Consider the following 20,428-nt stretch of genomic DNA (forward strand, 5'->3'; position numbering starts at 1 on the left):
TGAACGGATGCAGGGTGCCGATGTGCGATTCCTGGCAAACTCAATCACTGGCATGGCTCGTCGATTTGAAGCTGGCGCTTGCCGCAGAAGGGAAAAAGCAAAAGGAATTGTTCCCATACTGAATATTCACGTCCATTCTGGTCGGCGGTCTGCCCTCAGTAGAATCCGGGCTCCAGGGGCCTTTATAGGCAAACCTTTCTACCTGTAGACGACATCCTAAACTAGCTCCTGATTTGACTTCAAGAAACGGACACTGATCTGCTTCCATATGGACACTCTCTCGTTCGCAGATGCCATATCCCGCCTTGAACAGCTCCGGCGCAATCGCAAACATTTCCTCTGTTGAAAGATATCCGACTGTTCCTGTGTAGGCCCGTTTTTTTGGACCAAGATCTTCCCATAGTTAGATATGTGGATCCCGTGGACTTCGTTGGTCTAGAAGTAGTGTGTGTTGGAGTTCTTGACTTTTAGACGTGAAAGAAGATCGAATTGCCATCCTGTGAGTTAGATTCGACTTCAAAGCCGGTCCTGGTCCCGCAGAAGGGTGGCGAAAGCGTTGCCGTGATAGGCGCGGGCATTTCGGGTTTGATAGCCGCTCGTACGCTGCAAGACCACGGCTTCGACATCACGGTATTCGAAAAGAGCAGGGGTCCGGGCGGTCGGGCCGCGACTCGCCGGATTGCCTCGGGGATCACTTTCGATCATGGAGCCCAGTATTTTACCGCCCGCGATCCCCAGCTCATTTCCTATGTCGAGTCCTGGTCAGCACGGGGTATTGTTGCCGAGTGGTACGGTCAATTCGTCGAAATCCAGGGCGGGGAAGTTCGAACTAAATCTAACCAGCCGCGACGTTTTGTCGGGGTTCCTGGCATGGCTTCCGTTGGCCGGGAGCTGGCTTCAAATCTTCGCATTTGCTTGGAGAAGAGGATCCTTCGACTGACCCGCTCCGGCGATAGCTGGGAACTGATCGACGCCGCGGGGCACGAACATGGTCCCTTCCACCAAGTCCTCGTGACGTTGCCCGCGCCTCAGTCGGCGGAACTGCTGGGAACCCATCCGTTTGCCGCAGAGGCTCAATCGATACCCATGACCCCTTGTTGGGCGGTGATGGCCGCTTGGGAACGACGGATCGAGGTCGATTGGGATGGGGCGTTTGTACAGGATTCCGCGCTAGCCTGGATAGCCCGGAACAGTTCCAAGCCCGGCCGAGGCTCCGAGCCCGATTGCTGGGTACTTCACGCTAGCCCCGAGTGGTCGGCGACCCATTTGGAGACAACTCCGGACGATGTCGCGGGGGTGCTGCTTCAGGCTTTCGCCCAGGCGGTCGGCGTCCCTTTACCTCCGGCCAGTTTTCTGGCGGCCCACCGCTGGCGATACAGTTTGGGATCGGACCCGAGCGAAAGAAAGGTTCTCTATGATCGGGAAACAGGCCTTTTGGTCTGTGGCGACTGGCTGGCCGGCGGACGGATAGAAGGAGCTTTTCTCTCTGGGCTTCGGGCGGCCGAACTCCTTTGTGAATATTCCGGAAGCTTATCAAAACCAACAAAACTTCCATGATCTTACGTCCTCCCATTCATCGGGCCTCTTTCCTCCAACGATTACAAGGATGCTTCCTGGGAGAGCCTAAACATGGCCCGCTGCCTGGAGGACGGACCGAAGCTCTCCGTCGGCTCCGAGACTACGATCCGTCCCATTACGGCCAAAGTCGCAACTTTCTCGACGGCTCGGTATCGCGGCTTTCAGCCTACTTGCGACATGGGATGCTTTCGCCCGTCGAAGTGCGCGAGTTTCTGCAATCGGCCTTTCCGAAGGACCCGGCTCGGCGGGAAGAATTTCTGAGGCAGTTGGCGTGGCGGGACTTCTTCGAGAAAGTGTTGTCCTGGTATGGCCGTGGGCTCGAAAACGATCTCGAGGAACCGAAGCATAGGGTCACGCGTTACCATCGCATGCCTCTGGATGTGTTGCAAGGGGAGACTGGATTACCCTGTATCGACGGCATGCTCAGTGAGTTGTTTAGCACAGGTTACCTGCACAATCATGCTCGGCTCTGGTTCGCAGCCTACTTATGCCATTTCCGTGGCGTTCGCTGGCAGGAGGGAGCCCAACTGTTCCGTCAACATCTCTACGATGGCGATATCGCGAGCAATTCGTCCAGTTGGCAGTGGGTCGAAAGCACGTTTTCCTCCAAGCCCTATTTTGCCAACAAAGACAACATTGCCAAGTTCAGCGGAGGCCGCTGGTGCAACGCCTGTCGGGTGAAATGTCCGTTCGAAGCGGATTATCCCACTCTTCAGCATCGATTGTTTGCCGGTTCTTCGGCTCCGATGGCCAAACCGACTCCGGCAGCGGAATCGAAGCGAGTCGAACTTTCGGCGACCGATACCGGACAATGCCTCGGGCCGCTCCCGCCGGCCTCCGATCTGGTGTGGGTACACGACGCGGCCATGTCCTGGGAGGATCCGGCTCTCAAAGCGAATCCCGAAGCGGCCGTGGCGTTTGTCTTCGACGAGCCGGCATTGCGGGCGGAGCCGTGGGCTTATCATCGACTGGCATTCGTGCTGGAGGGCTTGGAAGATCTCTTCGAGCATCTGCCGAACCCCACGAAACTGGTGCTCGTCGGCGCTCCCGCCGATCAACTTGCAGTCCTCGCCAACGCACTCGGGGCGTCTACGGTTCACCTCTCGGAGCATCCGAACCCTACAGTTTTGGAAACCGCGATTCAGTTACAGAAAGGGAGCAAGGTTATCGTGCACTCCCGGCCGGTGTTTGCAGAGTACTCGCAGGAGCCCAAGCGTTTCTCGCGATACTGGGAACGTGTGGCCCAACAAGTGTTGGGTTATCGGCCGAAATCCGCCAGACGGATGCACTAGTGAAGCTTTCCGCCGCGATCGGGCGGGCGAATAAGTACGCATCCTAGATGCAATTAACACAAAGCCGGCGATGAAATTCCGGGAGTCATCAATGAGTTTTGGAACAGTTCCACCGAAGGAAGGAGAATACCGGGGAGGGAGGCTCGGGGAATGCGGACTTAGCGACACCATCTCAGATAGCTTCGTACCGCGTTTGCACAAAGCGGATCCAGTACGAACGGTTTGAACCTTTCCGTCTACAACGGCTCAGAGCTTTGTAAATGGTCTTCGGTTACCGATTCGAATGCTTCGGAAATGCAATTTGGAATTTTTTAGTCATACTTATAACGACGAACATTTAGCGTTACAATCAATTGGTGTCCAGAAACGGGGGCTAGCCGTTACAGCTATCCCGAAAGTCAGCTTCTAGGAATGTGGGCTTTCATACTCGCAGCATGCCTATAACCTACACGGCGAAGCGTAGACGGCGAGTCCGAAAGCCAGGCGATTGAGCGTCGAAAGAACTTTCGTGGGAGCCTTTTCTTTTCACATACCAGGGGCCGCGCTACTGTACTGGAAGGGTCTGGTAGGAGCAGTCCTGCCGGCGTGCGATGAGCCACTCAGCGACATGTTGCTGGCACGTCGGCTAGCTCCTTGGCCATGAAGTTGACCAAAACGGCTAAGTATCCGGGGTGGATCCCTTCGGTTCGGAAATTCCTGTTTACACAATTTTTACGCCGCCCCTCTCCATATTGAGCCTTTCTTGAAATCGCAACGATTAGAATTCGATCGAAGATAATTTGAAACCCGCTGCGGCGGAGGGAGGATCGCATCGTCGGATTTTCTCCCCTCGAGCTTCACAGCGAGGCTACATTCCTTCGACTCTCCAGTCTCCGGGGGTCGGGTCTCGGAAGGCTAGTGGACTCATGAGAAGAATACTATTCGGATTGTTCGTGATCGGGAGTGGCCTCACGCTCTGCGGCTGTGGCCGATCGGATTCTCTGTATTCAGTCCGCGGCAAAATCCGCTATCGAGGCGAGCCCGCGGTAGGAGCCCTAATCACTTTTGTTCCCCAAGACACCTTCCGCAGAACACGGGAACCGATGGCTCAAGCTGTCGTCTCGGAAGACGGAAGTTTCGAACTAGCGGGGCCATCGGGACCGGGAGCTCGGCCCGGAGAGTACGTAGTGCTGGTGGAGTGGAAAGAGGGAGCGGGAAAAACGCGCGGGCGGAGCCCCGCGTTGAATGCCCCGGACCGCTTGAAAAAGAAGTATCTCAATCCCGATAAGCCCCTACTAAAGGCGACTATCGAGGCCAAATCCAACGATTTGCCTCCCTTTGAAATCGAATGATATTCGTCGTTAGTCCGAATTTGCTTTGGCTTTTTAACGCCCAACTCAGAACTCTTCGCCCAATTGAGGAGGTTTCTTTATGAAGCGTTTGCCAGTTGATCGTTCCCGGGGATTCACGTTGATTGAATTGCTGGTGGTCATTGCCATCATTGCAATTCTGATCGGTCTGCTTTTGCCGGCGGTGCAGAAGGTTCGAGAAGCCGCTGCCCGCATGAGTTGCCAGAACAATCTGAAGCAGATCGGCTTAGCCATTCACAACTATGAATCGAGCTATGGGAAGTTGCCCGCGGCTTATACACTGCTGTCGTCTCCGGATCCTGATCCGAATGCCCAGTTCGCCGGCAAGAGGGTGGGGCTTTCGCTCCAGGCGAATCTGTTGCCTTACCTGGAGCAGACACCGCTATTTTCCCTCTTAAACCCGAGTGTTGCGGAAGCTAATACGGCGAACATTCCGCCCAATGGTCCCCACAGCGGCAAGAACACGGCGTATGCCCAGGCCGTGAAGAGCTACCTTTGTCCCTCCAATCCGACGCCGTCGACGCTGGATTATTACAATGCGTTTTGGGGACCTTATGGAGATGGCGGCGGAGCCACTTGTTTTCCGGGAGGAGGTTCGGGTACGAATTTGAACCCGCCTCCTGGTCAAATCTGGGCCCGGACGGATTATTTTCCGATCGCCGGGATTCAGTATCCCTTGATCCAGAATCTGGGGCTCACCAGCACCTATCCTTCTGATACTTCGGCCTCCGGCACACTCAATGATCCGGGACTGCCAGGGGGTGGGCCCTTCGCTATGACCGCGATCACCGATGGTTTATCCAACACTTTGTTTATGTCCGAATGCGGCGGCAAGCCGGTCGGTTACAATCATAGCCGGCAGATTTACAAATCGGAGGTGAATGGATTGTCGGTCGACGGCAGTATTGAACCGGTTAGCAGCGGAGGCGGCGCCTGGGGGGATATGTTCACCTACTCAGCTATTGCCGGAGCTCAATGCAACAATAGCGGGCTGCGTTTAGGAAGCTGCATGATCAACTACACCAGCAATAATGAGATCTATTCCTGGCATACCGGCGGAGCGAACGCTCTTTTTGGCGATGGCTCGGTTCATTTCCTGTCCGAGTCTACCGCAGCCGCCGTCATCATTGCACTCGTCACTAGAGCCGGGGGGGAAACTATTGCGGACAACTATTAAGGCCATGGTTTAAGTGCGGGGAACTCGCTCTCCCCCGCTCGGCGTTCGACTTTAGGCAACCGCTGTTGGGAATACTGCATGAAACGTCTTTTGCCGGCCTTCGGCCTGTTGCCGATTTGGGGGTTAGTTGTACTCCTCGACGGTTCTCGACCTCGCCCCGTTCCCCCTTCGATCGAAGAACTCGCGAAGGTTCGAATTCCAGAAGATTGGACGATCGCGTTTCCCCCTCGAGATCCGGTCCTCGCCCGTCGGGAGTTGACACCGCTCCTGAACAAATATTGCCTCGACTGTCACTCCGGAGAGACCCCGGCCGGCGAAATCTCTCTGGAATCCATGCAGAAAGGAGCGCAGCGCTCCGAGGGCTGGACGAAAGCGGCAACCGAAGTTCGACTTCGCACGATGCCACCCCCGGATCAACCGCAACCGGATCGTTCGGAACGCGAGACGCTCGGCCGGAATTTTGAAATTCTGGCGGCGGATAGTTCCCCGCTTTCCGTGAGACGCTTTGCGATCCGACGGCTGAATCGAACCGAATACGCGAATACCATTCGCGATCTTTTTGGTTTGGATTTTGCCGGGGGATCGAAATTTCCCGCCGACGATGTCGGTTACGATTTCGATAACATTGCCGATCTTCTCACCTTGTCCCCGCTTTTGATCGAACGGTATTGCGAGGCGGCCGAGGAAATCGTGGACGCGGTTTTCCGATCCGAGACCGCTAAAGAGAAAATACTGAACCCGGCCCCCGACCCCGCGTTTCTCGCCGACAAAAGACAATTCCAAGCCCCCGTTCGGGAGACGGCGGTCAAGCGATTGGTGTTATCGGCGCACGATCTTCCCCCGCTCGATCCGAAAGAGGTCGAACGGCAGCGGGCCTACGAAATTTTTCGATCCTTCGGCGACCGAGCCTATCGGCGACCCATTTTGCACTCGGAAATCACGCGCTTACTGGCGTTCGTGGAATCGGCGCAACGCCATCACGAGGGTTTCGAGAGTGGGATTCGAATGGGTTTAAAAGCGATGCTCTGTTCGCCGAACTTTCTGTTCCACTTCGATCGAGAAGAATTTCTTAGGGCCGGGGCGCCGCGCACCGATTTTGCCCTCGCTTCCCGGCTTTCGTACTTTCTTTGGAGCAGTCTGCCCGATGCGGAGTTGTTCGAACTCGCCGCCCGCGGGGAGTTGCACCAGCCGGATCAATTGACGATTCAGGTCCAACGCATGCTCCGCGACGACAAAGCCCGCGCCTTGGCGACCGATTTCGGTCTGCAGTGGCTGAGAGTCCGCGGAGTACGAACGCTCCACCCCGATCTCCATCTCTCCCCGGATTTCGATGAAGAGTTACGTCAGGCAATGGTTCAAGAGACGGAACTTTTTCTCGATGCCCTCTTTCGCCAAGAGGGCCGACTCCTGGATCTGCTGGATTCCGACTATACCTTCGTCAACGAACGCCTGGCCCGCCACTACGGCATTCCCGGGGTCCGCGGGAGGGAATTTCGCAAGGTCTCCCTCAAGGGGATTCCTCGCGGCGGAATTCTCACCCAAGCAAGCGTGCTGACGGCCACCTCCTCCCCCGCTCGTTCTTCGCCGGTGCAGCGCGGCCGCTGGATCCTCGAAGTGATTTTGGGAGGTTCACCAGGGTCGCCGCCGCCCGGAGCGGATAGTCTCTCCTCGAATCTCTCCTCGCAACCCGTTCTAACGGCCCGCCAACGACTCGAGCAGCACCGGCGTAGCCCGCAGTGTGCCTCGTGTCATAAAAAGTTGGATCCCTGGGGATTGGGGCTGGAAAGTTTCGATGCACTGGGAGCCTGGCGGGACGGCGACGCGACCGGTCTCATCGAGGCCTCGGGACGGGGGCTGCCGGAAGAGTCGTTCCGCAATCCGGCCGAGTTGAAAGCACGGCTCCAAACGCATGCGGAGAGTTTGATTCATACTTTGACCGAAAAGTTGGCGATTTATGCTCTGGGGCGCGGCTTGACGGCCTCAGACCGATTGATTCTCCGTGAAATATCCAGCCGCGTTTCGCAACAGGATCCCCGTTTTTCCCGTCTCGTTCAATACCTCGTCCATAGTGAATTATTTCAAGAGGCGACCCGGCCTGGAGATCAACCATGAAAGACCCTCGATTCTTAAACCGTCGCACCTTTCTGCGCGGTCTGGGTACCGCGATCGCTCTTCCGGGGCTCGAAGCGATGCAAGCTTCCGGAACCTGCCGAGCGAATCCCACCGCGGACAAAGTTCCTTTGCGGCTGGCTTATATTTACGTGCCCAACGGCGTTCACATGCCGTCTTGGACTCCCCAGGCGACGGGAGCCGATTTTGCATGGCCTCCCCTGCTTCGTCCGCTGCAATCGCTGCGCGAAGAACTCACGATCCTGAGCGGGCTCGCGCTCGATCCCGCGCGGGCTCATGGGGATGGGGGGGGCGACCACGCGCGGGCCATGGCCTCCTTTTTGACTTGTCAACATCCGCGAAAAACGAATGGGACCGATCTGAAAGCGGGCCTCTCCGCAGATCAGATCGCGGCGCAAGCTCTCGGACGTCGAACGCGATTCGCTTCTCTGGAAATCGGCTGCGAAGGCGGACGCGATTCGGGGGTATGCGATCACGGCTACAGTTGTGCCTACCAGACCCACCTGGCCTGGAGCCGGGAGAATACTCCGGTACCCCAAGAAATCGATCCGCGTTTACTTTTCGAACGGCTGTTCGGTACCGGCGGCGCGGCCAAAACTTCGACGGAGGAGCGGGAACGGCGCAGCCTTCTGGATTTCGTAACGGAAGACGCTCGCCAGTTGCGAGATAAAGTGGGAAGCTCGGACAAACAGCGAATCGAAGAATATCTCACGGGAATTCGTGAACTTGAATTGCGAATCACCCGCGCCCAGCCTGTAGCCGAAGTGGGACCGTCCCGACTCTCGCGTCCGGTCGGTATTCCGGGCGATTACGGGGAGTACTTACGGGTCATGGCCGACCTACTCGTGCTCGCCTTTCAAACCGATTCGACGCGGATCGCGACCTTCGCGTTCGGCAATGATGGGGGTAACCGAAGCTATCCCGCCTTAAAGATTTCCGAGGGTCACCACGATTTGTCCCATCACGGCGGCGATCCGGCGAAATTAAGCAAAATCCAGGCGATTAATGTGTTCCACCTGGAACAATTGGCTTACCTACTGAAGAAGCTCCAAGCGACTAAAGAAGGGGAGGGTACCCTCCTCGATAATTGCATGATCGTTTACGGGAGTGGAATTTCCGATGGAGACGCCCACAGCCACGACAATCTGCCCATTCTCCTGGCCGGTCGCGGCCGAGGGACTCTGAAACCCGGAAAACATCTCCGTTGTAGCCGCGAAACGCCGCTCGCCAATCTGCATCGCGCGCTCTTGGATCGTCTGGGAGTTTCGGTCACGAGCTTTGGCGATTCGACGGGTTCATTATCGGAACTCGGAACTTTGGACCCGTGATCTCATACAGAAGGACAGTAATGCGGTTTTTTCAAGAGTGTCAACTTGCAGAAATGAGTTGCGAGCTCGAACGCAATCACGGGCTCACAGTTGCGATTTGTCTAGTCAAATGCTTGCATAGTTGGCCGATTTTGATTTTCTTTCTGTGCACGTTGCGCGTGTCGGACTATGTGACCGGAGCGCGCAAAGTGGATTGTGGAATGACGCTCAATCGTCGATGTTCGCTTGCTCGTTGGTATTTGAGTGACTACAATCTGAAAAATTGCGTTTGCGCTCCGCCAAATAGCGAGACACCGCTGTAATGTATATGGTTCTCGATCAAGTCGCGGTGCGTCTGGCTAGTAAGAAATATGTTCGGCGGGGAAGGGTTTTGAGATGAGAAAGGCTGTAGTCGGACTACTGACTTTAGCGATTTTACTATCGTTTCTTTTCTTGGCGCATGGAATTTCGACAGGTATCGCTGTTCCGTATCATCACCCGACGCCTGAGCAAACCGCTTACGAAAGCTACCATGGGAGTATCAGTAACTACCTGTACGTTTCTGCAGCCGCGACTTGGCTGGCTACGGTCGTTGCGGTATTGGCGGCTGGGGTTGCCGCCGGTGTCGCTAAGCTGAAATAGCTTTTGACGAAGTCTAGCCGTCGCGTTGAGACATTTTTTGCGTTATGGACTATGCTGGCAGCTAAGAGAGGGACGACACGCCACTTGACGTTTGCGTGACTGCCCCGAGCTATGTGACCTACTCGCGAAGCATTTGATTGAATTCTGCCTCGATAACCCTCTATTTTTCATGAAATTGCGGTACAACGATCCGATGTACGAGTGCCAGCGTCTCCTGTCGACGTTGAAGCCCGCATTGGCATAATAACTATTAAATGTATGCGTTGGTTTTGGTTAGTAGAAAAAAAGATTGCCTCGGAAGAAATGATAGGGTTATCTGACGAATAGCTTGTCATGAAACTATCAGATACATCTGAACCCAACGAAACCTCGACGCAGAAATCGAGATGGTGGGATTATCTACTCAGATCACTCTATCTCTTTTGGCTTGTTTTTGGTTTCCTGCTGATTTCGCCAGCAATCTTCGGTGCTATCCGGGTGATCGGCATTTTTCAGCAACTCCGTACTGAATCCTACGTACAAACAAATGGCACTATCGTCTCAAACGAGTTGAAGGAATTGGAGAACGTCGAAGGTGATAATACTCATGAATTAATAGTCAAATACGACTACTTGGTCGATGGATTCAACTACTCTGGTGTACGAATTCGCTACCCCAACTTGGGTAGCACGTTTTCGGATCATTGGCCAAGACGCTGGGCCAGAGAATTCAAACTAGGTGCGAATGTACCTGTTTACTACAATCCAGAAAATCCAGAACAGAGCGTGTTGCACAGAGCAGTTTTGTCAATTGATTTTGCTGAACTTTGGTTTTTCGTCGCATTCTATCCTTTGATCTTAACGCGGGCAATGCCCGCAACCCTAGGTATTAACGAACATGGCGTCGGTTTATCCAATGGAAGTAACCACACAACCGTTGGAGACTCGACGCCATGCCGACGATCAACTCATTTACGAAGAAGTTCGCCGATTCCATTCTATCCGTTCTGGAATGTCACGACCGCGTGATTTTCAAAGGATATCTTCCCTTTTTCAAGAATGGAGATCTCCACCGTCTCTGCGATAGCGGACTGGGCATGCGTCGCAAAGACTTCGTTCCCTTCCTGGAAGGTCTGTCCGAAGAACTGGTGGAACATGGCAAACGAGTCGCCGCCGAAGCCGGTGCTCCTTATCGGTTTCTCCAAGGGGAGCACACCAAAGAGCAGATCATCCGCGAGGAGATTGCCAAACGCAGTCTAAAGGAAGGACTGGTCGCCGTGCTGTGCTGCATGGAAACCTGTCGCGGCGTCAAGCTGCGTCCCGGCAAGGATCGACCGGAATTGTACTTCACGTCTCGCCCGCAACGCGTCGTCTATTTCTATTCTCTCGATCCCGAGTTCGGACTGATCCATGTCCGCATCCAAACCTTCTTTCCTTACAGCGTCCAAGTCTACGTCAACGGTCACGACTGGCTGGCCCGCCAGATGAACGAAAAGCAGATCGGCTTCCTTCAAAGCGATAATGCCTTCGTTCAACTCGACAATCCCGAAGCCGCTCAACGCCTGGCCGATCGCTTTGCCCATTTGAATTGGATCAAAATTCTCGACCGTTGGGTCCGCCGGGCCAATCCGCTATTGAAAAAAGACTGGCTGAACCGCTGCCAATACTACTGGGTGATCGATCAAGCCGAGTACAGCACGGACGTTTTGTTCCGAAGTCGTGAAGACTTACAAGCTCTTTACCCGCGTCTGGTCGATCACTCGATTCAACAGTTCTCTGCCGACGACCTTATGAAATTCCTGGGACGCAAGCTCTATCCTCAATTCGACGGAGAAATTCTTACTCTGGGCCGCAAGAAACGGGCACCGGGCACACGCGTCAAGCACCGCATGAAAGGCAATTGGCTGAAAATGTACGACAAATTCGAACGGATTCTCCGCATTGAAACAGTAATCAACCAGCCAGGCGAGTTCCACGTCCGCCGTCGATGCATCCGCAAAGGGGTCGAAAAAATGGCCTGGTGCCCCATGAACAAAGGCGTGTCTAATTTCTATCGCTACCTCGAAGTCGCCCGCGCTTCGAATCGACGCTATCTCGAGGCTTTGGCCGTTGTGGACGCTCCTTCGGTCACCGTGCGTCAACTCGACCAACTGAGTCAACCCGTCTCTCTGGGTAACCGGAAGCGACGCGGCTTGAACTTGATGCACGCCGAAGAACAGAAGCTATTCCTGGCTGTCTTATGCGGCGATAATCGCATCAATGGGTTTCGCAACCACGACATCCTGAAAGCGTTGAACGAGCCCGCCCGGGATGCCGCTGAACGGCGTCGGCAAACGCAACGAGTCTCGCGACAATTGGGAAGGTTGCGCGCTCATGGATTGATTCGGAAAGTCCCGCGGGCGCATCGCTATCATGTGACGGATAAAGGCAATGCGGTGATGGCGGCGGCCGTTCGTATCCGCATCAAAGAGTTCCCGAAAGAACTCAAAACCGCGATTTAATAAAATACACAAAAAGTTTGCGCAAAAAGCGCAAAAGATAAGAAGAAAGACTCTAATGGGTTTGGGTGTATTTATCTGCGTTTATGCAGGTATCTTTGGAAAGGATGAGCCTTCATTGGAAGGATTGAAGGTTATCGGTTCCGGTGAAAAGTATTCCATCTACTTCACCAATGTCCCTCTTTGGTTATCGTTCGTCAATCGAGTCTTTTTGATCCTTGCATTGGAAGCCTTGTTGACTTCGATTTTCGGCAGCGGCTTTTTGCAGTTGGCCGACAATAAATCCTTCGTGTTGTGTTGCTGGATAATCGGTCCCCCAGTAGCGATTCTAGTTAGTTTGTACCTTTCTCCATCGCGTCTGGTAGTCGACTTAGAACGAAAAACTCTGTGCGTTCTTAATAAATATAGCTCATACGAAACGATTCCTCTTTCTTGGTGCCGAAGCATTGACGTACTCGACGAAAGCATAATCAAGTCGGACAGGAGTGACGACGAAAACATCTTTCGATACATAATTAACCTGACTTGGCACGATCGCGACGGTACGTCTTGCAAATTGAATTTGAAAGTTTACACTGATTCGGCACTCGCCCAAGCGATATGTGAGGAACTAAAGGCAATGATTCCGATGACGTGAAAGCTATTCTGATAATAGGAACTCTTAATGTGCAATGACCATAATCGAAATTCTAGATTTGCTTTGAAAGAAGGAGCTAACTATTCCCAATAGTTGCATTCCGCCACATCTCCATAATCCTCATGACAGGTTGCTATCTTTTTCTACGCAGGTCCGACACGCCGCGTTAGTTTGGACCACGAACCTTGTTAAACAACGGTATTGGCGCGGTCTTTTATTGCTTCAATCAAAGAAGACATTCCAAAACCATCCATTTGGATCGATGAAGACGACGAACAATATTGGCAACCATCCTAGGGAGATTAGGCCTGCCTGTCGAAAGCTTATGGTCTTTGCCGCGAGGGCAATAGCGCAAGCGATTGACCAAATTAAAAATGCAAGAGGAATGATAAAGATCAGACCGATCGCGAGAATATGGTCGTGCATCCCGTTCGACAAGTGAGCAATAAACCGATCCCCTTTAGCGACTGGCGAACGGCCAATGATCCACCAAATGCGAAAGCAAAAGCAATAAAACAGTGCAACCCATCCTGTCGCCAACAGGGGCGCCACAATCAAAATGCATGCCATAAGGGGCCCGTTCGACTTCACGAACGCTACTCCGGCTGCCATCAGAGAGCTTCGTCGAGACATTTCATTACTCATAAAATCTCCTCGAAACCCTATTATATTTCGCTTCAGGTGATGTTACCCGCTCAGTTCCGACACGCCGGATGGAGTTTTGGTGACTGCCATTTTCGATGCGACCGGTATATCCAATTGAAGTTATTCGAAGGGCGATAACAGACTTCGAGAAGTCAGCCTCCCTGACATTCTCCCCATACACGCTCGAAACGCCCTTTCGCCAAAGCTTTGGCATCGGCATAAAAAGTCAATTCGCCTCCGTCCCCCCAAACCATTTTTGAGTAGTTGTCAGTGCCGATTTGCACCAACATTGCTAGTCCTTTTTCCAAGACTTCCTGAGGGAAATCCTGTTGGAAGAGCGCGTAGCCACCCAGCTGATGATGGCTTGCAAATATATCACTGTTTTTCAACCAATAGCCCATTTGAAGTGAACGAAAATCTGATTGCATAACATCGAATCGGTCGTAAAGCTCTTCCGTCCATCCCAGTGCCGCCAAAGGCGGTTCGACTCGGTGATTGGGTAGAGACAAAACCGGAGTGGGTAATACGGCTGCTGATTTGAAGAAATTAACTGTTTTTGGTGTCTTCCGGCGTTCTAATTTTACCTTTTTTGGCGTGTGCAGGATGACTGTCCACCCAATTTGTTCTGCTCCAACTTCCGTAGGTGTTTTTGGATCGAATTCTCCTTCCTCTAGCCAACCCCACACGGAGAATATTGAGAGTAGACCATCTATGGGTAATCCTTTGATCGGCGTTCCGAGCTTGGTTATCTCCGAGAGATTAATTTGAGCCAAAAACGCAAGCGGCTTGCCGTTTGTGTAGACCGGCCATTCGACATTTGCAGGCAAATCGGGTTGACCCCCAATTTTGCTTGCCGCAATAGGGATCTTCGCCTCAGTCGATTTTGTTGTCCTAAGAAGAATAGCGGGACGTGATACCTTGCGGATCTCTTTTCGAAATTGCTTGAGATCGTGGATTTCGATCATCCTATCGAGTAGCTTCGTCTCGTCATAAGGCTGACCAGCAAGTTCGATCTTCAGCCGAGCACCCTTATCCAGTTTATTCCACACAATCGAATAAGCCTCGTCGATTAATGATTTAATGAATTCAACTGGCAAATCAGCATGCAAGGAAACTTCCATGTAAATATGCCCGTCGCGCTCTTCCCAAGCTGATTTTTTCAACGCCGGGTATACTTTTCGATGCTCTTTAAATCGATCTGCCAAGACGGGCATCCGGACGTATGGCTCATCTGCTATTTCAAAGAACATTCCCCACAAGCCACCTGGTAGTTGGACCGAAGGAAATTCATGGACATCGAAGTTGCTTTGGCTGGGGCTTTGACGTGCTCCTTTTTTTGCTATCGCGTACTCTGCCAGCTTTCGGATTGTCTGCTTAAAGGTAGGCATGAATGAAATTCCTGTGTTGAAACAAGAAGTGCAGTAAACCGTAGATTGAACCTCCCCATTTTGCGTGGACACGGAGTTAAGCTACTTTTACTGCCCTCTCATATTGGTCTGGGGAAACGTATCCCAGACTCGAATGTCTTCTAATCCGATTGTAGAACACTTCGATGTATTCGAAGATGCTTCTTTTTGCTTCCTCCCGGGTCTTGTACTCCATCCGGTGACACAGTTCTTTCTTTAAACTGGCAAAGAAGCTCTCCATCGGAGCGTTGTCCCAACAGTCGGCTCTACAACTCATGCTGCAGCGGATGCCCTTCTTCTCCAGCAATCTTTGGTAGTGCTCGCTGGCATACTGACTACCTCGGTCCGAGTGAGCCAGCAAACCTTCCGCCGGATATCTCGTCTCGACGGCCATGGCTAAGGCATCGACCACCAACCGGCTTTCCATCGTCCGATCCATCGACCTACCGACGATCCGACGCGAGTAAAGATCCTCGACCACGGCCAGGTAAAGCCAGCCCTCTTTCGTCGGTATGTAAGTGATGTCGGCCGTCCACAAACGATCCGGTGCATCCGCCGAATCGAACCGTCGATTCAATTCGTTCCCGGCCACCGGCAGCGAATGATTGCTATCGGTCGTTCGAACGAACCGACGAGGCATCGAAGCTCGAATTCCCGCTGTTTTCATCACCTTAGCCACCGTATTTCGACAGCACTTATAGCCTCGGGCCTGCAATTCCGCATGCATCCGAGGGCTGCCATAACGCTCTTTCATCTCGGCATGAATCGTCCGAATCTCCGTCAACAGCCGGGGACTCGCTTCGCATCGCCCATTCAGCCTCAGACGCTTTCGAAACTGATAGTAGCCCGAAGTTGAAACCCCCAGCACCGAGCACATCCGCTTCACTGGCCAAGTACTCGCATGAGCTTCGATGAACTCATACTTCAGACCGAATCCTGCGCAAAGAAGCTGACCGCTTTTTTTAGAATGTCCCGCTCCATACGCAATCGATCGTTCTCAACCCGGAGACGAGCTAGTGTAGTGTCCCAGAAATAGCGTTACTTTTAGCTCCTTTTTGCGGTTTACTCTATAGAGGAGGAGAAAACCCATGAAAGTCGCGCTGCCAATCTTACTTTCTGACGAGGAACGACAAACTTTGACTTCTTGGTCTCGGGGACGAAGTACTCCCGCTCGGCTGGTCCTGCGGGCGAAGATCATACTCGCAGCGGCCGCGGGTGTACGGAACAAGGACATTGCTGAGGAATGCGGCACGTCGAAGCCCACGGTGGCGCGCTGGCGGACCCGATTTGCGAAGCTGCGTTTGGCGGGTATCGAACGGGACGCTTCGCGGCCGGGTCGAACGCCAGCGATCAGCCGGAAAGTCGTCGAAGAAATTCTCCGCAAGACCACTCAGGAGAAACCATCCGGTGCGACTCATTGGAGCACACGAACGATGGCCCAAGAGGTAGGAGTGAGCAAAGCCACCGTGCAGCGGGTCTGGTCGTCCCACGGTCTGAAGCCTCATTTGCATAAGACCTTCAAGGTATCGAATGATCCTCAATTCGCCGAGAAACTGTGGGATGTAGTGGGCTTGTACTTGAACCCTCCCGAGCACGCCCTGGTGCTCAGTTGCGATGAGAAGAGTCAGATACAAGCCCTTGATCGCACGCAAAAAGCTTGCCCATGGTACCCGGCCGTTGCGGCACTCTGACTCACGATTACATGCGTCATGGCACCACCACTCTGTTCGCGGCTTTGAACGTGGCCGAGGGAATTGTGATTGGCGAGTGCATGCCGCGACATCGACACCAGGAATGGATCAAGTTTCTCAAACGGATCGAGACGGCCACCGATCCGTCCTTGGATTTGCATTTGATCGTGGATAACTACGCTACGCATAAGCATCCCAAAGTTAAGCGTTGGCTAGCCCGGCATCCTCGATTCCACATGCATTTCATCCCCACGAGTAGTTCCTGGATGAATCTGGTGGAGCGTTGGTTTCGCGACTTGACGGACAAACGACTGCGTCGAGGGACATTTCGAAGCGTGCCGCAATTAATCCAGGCGATTGAAGGCTACATCGATCATCACAACAACACAGGAAAGGGATTCCAGTGGACCGCCAAAGCCGAGGCTATTCTGGAGAAAGTCCGCCGGGCGAGGGCTACCTTGGATAAAACACATTCTGTGTGAGACACTACACTAGTTCATTATCCAGCACACCCCGAACGCCGTTGCCGGGAAAGGCCTTCTCGCCGAGCTTGGTGAGTTCGTCGATCCACCTCTTTATCGTCTGCGAGGTAACACCCAGCGACCTGGCCGCCTCTGCGGCAGACTGACCTGTTACAGTCACCAACTCTACGGCGGCTTTCTTGTACTCGGCAGAATACCGCTTACGACGACGCTTGACCTTCAACTTCTCCATCCGACACCTCCCAAGTTAGCTTATCAGCTTAACTCGGTGTCCGTTTTTAGTGGGGAAGTCCAAAGTGCCATAACTTATAGTTGCACACACTCCTTACAAGTTGCTGCTAGTTGCGTTACAGATGATTCTTGAATAATTTTCCTCGAGAGGGATGCTCGCATCTTCGAAGTTCATTAACATAGGCTGCGACAATTCTCTCAATTCTCAATCTTTCCACTCGGACGATTTTGCATCTCCGCCAACTCGGCTTCGAGTTCACGGATGCGACTACGTAAGGGTTCGAGGAGCGGTACCAATTGTCGTTCCGAATACCGCTTATGGATATGCTGCTGGCAGTTGATATCCCACGCTTCGAGAGTAAATAAGATTACTCGTTCTACTCTTCCAGGATAATCGCGATCACGAAGCTTCTCCAGAAGGTTTGGATCATCCTCGATTACTCGCGCGGTTCCCCACAGTTTCACTCTTTGGCTGTTCGTATAGTCCATAAGGAAAATAAATGCTTTCGGATTCTCCGTAAGGTCGCCAAGAGTGATGTACTGGCGGTTGCCGCCAAAATCGGCGAAACCGAGTGTCTTTTCGTTTATCACCTTCAGAAATCCCGGCGGTCCACCCCGGTACTGAATGTAAGGCTGCCCTTCGGAGTTCGCGGTTGCGAGGTAGAACATATCCAAGTCCGCCAGGAATTCCGCGAGTTCAGGAGTAACCGTCGTTTGCCAGCCTCCTTCCCGCTCCATCCGAGCATAGCTACGCCGGGATCCTTTCTGCTCCTGGATCGCCTTGACTGCCGGAGTGAAAGCGATGTCGCTGGGAAATTTTCGCATGAGCCAACCCATTCTTTCTGGAATATACCTCTGATTTCCTAATCCAAATCGGCATCGGGTATCCCGGACTTTCGGATCGGTTCACCGATACCCGTAACCACGCTCCGGGCCGGTGGATCACTGGCAGGAAATGACTCATCCGATGCTAACTGGACCTGATCCTGGGAATCTGGCTGGGGGAGATCATCGATGATATTCATTGAATCACTTAGTTGAACTCCCATCACTGTAAGTGAAATCCGTATCGGACAAATGTCCGGCGAGGAACCAAACCTGGCTCTCATTCGTGCGTATCACGTCACTTACAATCAAATCATTTGTTCCGTCATCGCCGGCTTCGGTTGCGCGCTTAGCCATCGCACGTGCTTCCTTGAGCAAGATTTCGTGGGCATGAAGTAGCCGCGAAATTTGAGCGATGGCCTCCTCGCGTCCCTTTGGTGGGCGCGGAATAAAGGTGATCTCGGCCACATCGGCGCCCATCGCGAGGCTAATTCCCCCGAGCTTCATGATCCGCTCGGCAATTTCGTCGATCAGTTCATTCTGCTCTTCCGCATGCTTGTCGAAGAGCAAATGGAGTTGATAAAAAGTGGCACCCGACGCCTGCCAGTGATGCTTCTTGTATAAGTCGCGGAGAGTGATCGTATCTGCCAGTAACTGGTTCAGGTTGGTCACACCCTCTTTACGAGAACTTTCCGCCAGGGCGATCGGTATTGGTATCACCGAACCGAAAGCCTGAATTTCATGAGAATGCTGTGCATTTGGAGGCATGCCCGTTCGAACGGTCTTTGCCATAGTGGTCATCGTCATAACGCTCTCCTACTTGAGTTCAGAAATTACAATCGATCTATTTAAAATTTTCCCGTATAGATCCTGGGTAAATCAGCCTGGGAATCAATACTTTCCGATCGCCACTTTTACCTGCTCGCTCATCCACTTCCAGACCTCTTGATCAGCCTTTTTGACTCATTACAATGCCAGCGCAAATCAACATTCTCAGCGGAAACATTTCTGAAAATGTTTGCAATTCATACCTCGGTCAAACCGCCATCGACGACGAGTTCAGATGCCTGAACATAACTACTCTCGGAAGAGGCGAGAAAAGCTACGGCACTCGCGATCTCATGAGTAGTGCCGACCCGGCCGAGTGGAATTTGGGGAATGACCGGCTCTAACGACTCAAGCGTAATGCCTGCCAGGTCGTAGCCAGGAGTCGGTATGTAACCTGGGCTGACGATGTTAAATCGAATGCCTTTTGCTTTTAAGTCAACGGACCACGTGCGGACGAAAGACCGCAGAGCCGCTTTTGTCGCCGCATACACACCGAAGGCAGGCATCCCCTTTACGCCCGCGATGGATCCGATGATTACCACCGAAGCCCCATTCGGCAGCAAGGGTAAGGCCTTCTGGACAGTGAAGACTGTTCCTTTAATATTGACGGCAAAGGTGGCATCGAGGTGTTCTTCAGTGTAGGAACCAAAAGGCACAAATTTTCCAGAACCTGCGTTGGCGACGACGACGTCCAGTCTGCCCGACGTTTCTTGGATTTGCGCGAACAACCGGTCCAGATCGGCAGGTTTCGTAACGTCACCTTGGATTCCAATTACGTTCGTGCCGATCTCTTTGATAGCCTCGTCGAGTTCAGCCTGACGGCCGCCGGTGATGAATACGGAAGCCCCTTCCGAAGCCAAAAGTCTCGCCATGGTAAGGCCGATGCCGCTGTTACCACCGGCGACGAGCATGAATTTTCTTTCAAAGCGATTGCTCATAAAGCTTTCTTTCAGGTTGTCCTTGACGAGGAATTCTCGTTTTTCGATGCGATACTCCCCAATCCAATCCCTGTTAGGCAATCACACCGCCCCCATCCACACGGACGGTCGATCCCGTCGCAAAGGATGTCGTCATCAGAAACAGAACAGCATTTGCGATGTCTTCTGGTCGGCCGATTTTGCGGACCGGCAGCTTAGAGGCCGTAGTCTCAAAGAGGGTTTTACGCTTCTCCGGAGATAGGTCGTCCCAGAGCGGCGACTCGATTAATCCCGGGGAAACGGAATTAACACGAATGGGAGCAAATTCCAAAGCCAGACCGCGAGCGAGAGATTCTAAAGCCGCGTTGATGGCTCCTTGTAGTACGGATGTTGCTGAGGGCCGCTCACTCAGGAATCCGGAGATGAAAGTCAACGAGCCGCGGTCGCAGAAGCGGGCAACCCGAGCGACGCGATAAGCTCCCCAGAACTTGCTCGCGACGGAAGCTTCAGCATCGGCAAGACTCAAGCTACCTATCGGACCGCTCTTCGTTTGAGCAGCAGAGATCAATATGTGATCCCAGGGTTGTTCTCGTTGAAAGTAACTTTCGAGGAAATTGTTGTCACCCGTGTCGAGGATAACCGTTTGGGGAGCATTATCTAGTTTTGCGGCCGCAGCATCGAGCTTGTCTTGGTTGCGAGAGGCGATGGTAACGGAAGCTCCCGCCTTTACGGCTGCCTCAGCTGTCGCCAACCCAATTCCCGAACTACCGCCGATTATTAGAACGCGCTGCCCATTTAGAGATTTCATCATTGT

18 protein-coding genes and 2 pseudogenes are annotated in these 20,428 nt (G+C 53.1%); 11 read left to right on the plus strand and 9 right to left on the minus strand.

Annotated elements, in window-relative coordinates:
• Positions 1-489 precede the first annotated feature (489 nt).
• From KIH39_RS22930 to KIH39_RS22975, 10 genes are all read left to right on the plus strand, one after another.
• Positions 490-1,557, plus strand: a complete 1,068-nt coding sequence (locus KIH39_RS22930) for an NAD(P)/FAD-dependent oxidoreductase (RefSeq protein WP_213495789.1) — start codon at positions 490-492, stop codon at positions 1,555-1,557.
• On the plus strand, positions 1,554-2,870 hold the full coding sequence (locus KIH39_RS22935) for an FAD-binding domain-containing protein (RefSeq protein ID WP_213495791.1): 1,317 nt from the start codon (positions 1,554-1,556) through the stop codon (positions 2,868-2,870). The genes KIH39_RS22930 and KIH39_RS22935 overlap by 4 nt, the downstream gene beginning before the upstream one ends.
• Before the next feature lie 905 nt (positions 2,871-3,775).
• The gene (locus KIH39_RS22940) at positions 3,776-4,201 is read left to right on the plus strand and encodes a lipoprotein (RefSeq protein ID WP_213495793.1); all 426 of its coding nucleotides are present in this window, start codon (positions 3,776-3,778) and stop codon (positions 4,199-4,201) included.
• A 79-nt stretch (positions 4,202-4,280) separates the two neighbouring features.
• Complete coding sequence (locus KIH39_RS22945) at positions 4,281-5,396, plus strand: DUF1559 domain-containing protein (RefSeq protein ID WP_213495795.1); 1,116 nt, start codon at positions 4,281-4,283, stop codon at positions 5,394-5,396.
• A gap of 78 nt (positions 5,397-5,474) precedes the next feature.
• Complete coding sequence (locus KIH39_RS22950) at positions 5,475-7,508, plus strand: DUF1592 domain-containing protein (RefSeq protein WP_213495797.1); 2,034 nt, start codon at positions 5,475-5,477, stop codon at positions 7,506-7,508.
• On the plus strand, positions 7,505-8,854 hold the full coding sequence (locus tag KIH39_RS22955; RefSeq protein WP_213495799.1) for a DUF1552 domain-containing protein: 1,350 nt from the start codon (positions 7,505-7,507) through the stop codon (positions 8,852-8,854). The genes KIH39_RS22950 and KIH39_RS22955 overlap by 4 nt, the downstream gene beginning before the upstream one ends.
• 375 nt (positions 8,855-9,229) lie before the next feature.
• A complete protein-coding gene (locus tag KIH39_RS22960; protein ID WP_213495801.1) occupies positions 9,230-9,475 on the plus strand; it encodes a hypothetical protein in 246 nt (81 codons plus the stop codon).
• 333 nt (positions 9,476-9,808) lie between these two features.
• Positions 9,809-10,483, plus strand: coding sequence for a DUF3592 domain-containing protein (locus KIH39_RS22965; RefSeq protein WP_213495803.1), 675 nt, complete (start codon positions 9,809-9,811; stop codon positions 10,481-10,483).
• Positions 10,408-11,955 carry a hypothetical protein gene (locus KIH39_RS22970; protein WP_213493862.1) on the plus strand — a complete coding sequence of 516 codons (1,548 nt, stop codon included), beginning with the start codon at positions 10,408-10,410 and terminating at the stop codon, positions 11,953-11,955. Before KIH39_RS22965 ends, KIH39_RS22970 begins: the two co-directional genes overlap by 76 nt.
• A gap of 55 nt (positions 11,956-12,010) precedes the next feature.
• Positions 12,011-12,589, plus strand: coding sequence for a hypothetical protein (locus KIH39_RS22975; protein WP_213495805.1), 579 nt, complete (start codon positions 12,011-12,013; stop codon positions 12,587-12,589).
• A 222-nt stretch (positions 12,590-12,811) separates the two neighbouring features.
• Here the strand turns inward: KIH39_RS22975 and KIH39_RS22980 are convergent, their stop codons facing one another.
• The 3 genes and pseudogenes from KIH39_RS22980 to KIH39_RS22990 all read right to left on the minus strand — a co-directional run.
• Positions 12,812-13,234: a hypothetical protein gene (locus KIH39_RS22980; protein ID WP_213495807.1), complete on the minus strand. Its 423-nt coding sequence runs from the start codon at positions 13,232-13,234 to the stop codon at positions 12,812-12,814.
• Between the two features lie 152 nt (positions 13,235-13,386).
• Positions 13,387-14,622 carry a DUF1963 domain-containing protein gene (locus KIH39_RS22985; protein WP_213495809.1) on the minus strand — a complete coding sequence of 412 codons (1,236 nt, stop codon included), beginning with the start codon at positions 14,620-14,622 and terminating at the stop codon, positions 13,387-13,389.
• 76 nt (positions 14,623-14,698) lie between these two features.
• A pseudogene (locus KIH39_RS22990) lies at positions 14,699-15,657 on the minus strand (IS3 family transposase); the annotation flags it as partial.
• A 71-nt stretch (positions 15,658-15,728) separates the two neighbouring features.
• On the opposite strand from KIH39_RS22990, the pseudogene KIH39_RS22995 reads away from it, so the two are divergent.
• A pseudogene (locus KIH39_RS22995) lies at positions 15,729-16,813 on the plus strand (IS630 family transposase).
• Positions 16,814-16,817: 4 nt separating this feature from the next.
• On the opposite strand, the gene KIH39_RS23000 reads toward KIH39_RS22995, so the two are convergent.
• From KIH39_RS23000 to KIH39_RS23025, 6 genes are all read right to left on the minus strand, one after another.
• On the minus strand, positions 16,818-17,045 hold the full coding sequence (locus tag KIH39_RS23000) for a transposase (RefSeq protein WP_213495811.1): 228 nt from the start codon (positions 17,043-17,045) through the stop codon (positions 16,818-16,820).
• A gap of 197 nt (positions 17,046-17,242) precedes the next feature.
• Positions 17,243-17,869 (minus strand): pyridoxamine 5'-phosphate oxidase family protein, encoded by a 627-nt coding sequence (locus KIH39_RS23005; protein ID WP_213495813.1) that lies wholly within the window; start codon positions 17,867-17,869, stop codon positions 17,243-17,245.
• Between the two features lie 38 nt (positions 17,870-17,907).
• Positions 17,908-18,069, minus strand: coding sequence for a hypothetical protein (locus KIH39_RS23010; protein WP_213495815.1), 162 nt, complete (start codon positions 18,067-18,069; stop codon positions 17,908-17,910).
• Positions 18,070-18,073: 4 nt separating this feature from the next.
• The gene (locus KIH39_RS23015) at positions 18,074-18,670 is read right to left on the minus strand and encodes a Dps family protein (protein WP_390623719.1); all 597 of its coding nucleotides are present in this window, start codon (positions 18,668-18,670) and stop codon (positions 18,074-18,076) included.
• 224 nt (positions 18,671-18,894) lie between these two features.
• Entirely contained in the window at positions 18,895-19,635 is a 741-nt protein-coding gene (locus tag KIH39_RS23020; protein ID WP_213500558.1) for an SDR family NAD(P)-dependent oxidoreductase, read from the minus strand.
• A 73-nt stretch (positions 19,636-19,708) separates the two neighbouring features.
• Positions 19,709-20,422: an SDR family oxidoreductase gene (locus tag KIH39_RS23025; RefSeq protein ID WP_390623720.1), complete on the minus strand. Its 714-nt coding sequence runs from the start codon at positions 20,420-20,422 to the stop codon at positions 19,709-19,711.
• Positions 20,423-20,428 lie beyond the last annotated feature (6 nt).

This window comes from Telmatocola sphagniphila, from assembly GCF_018398935.1.
GTDB lineage: Bacteria > Planctomycetota > Planctomycetia > Gemmatales > Gemmataceae > Telmatocola > Telmatocola sphagniphila.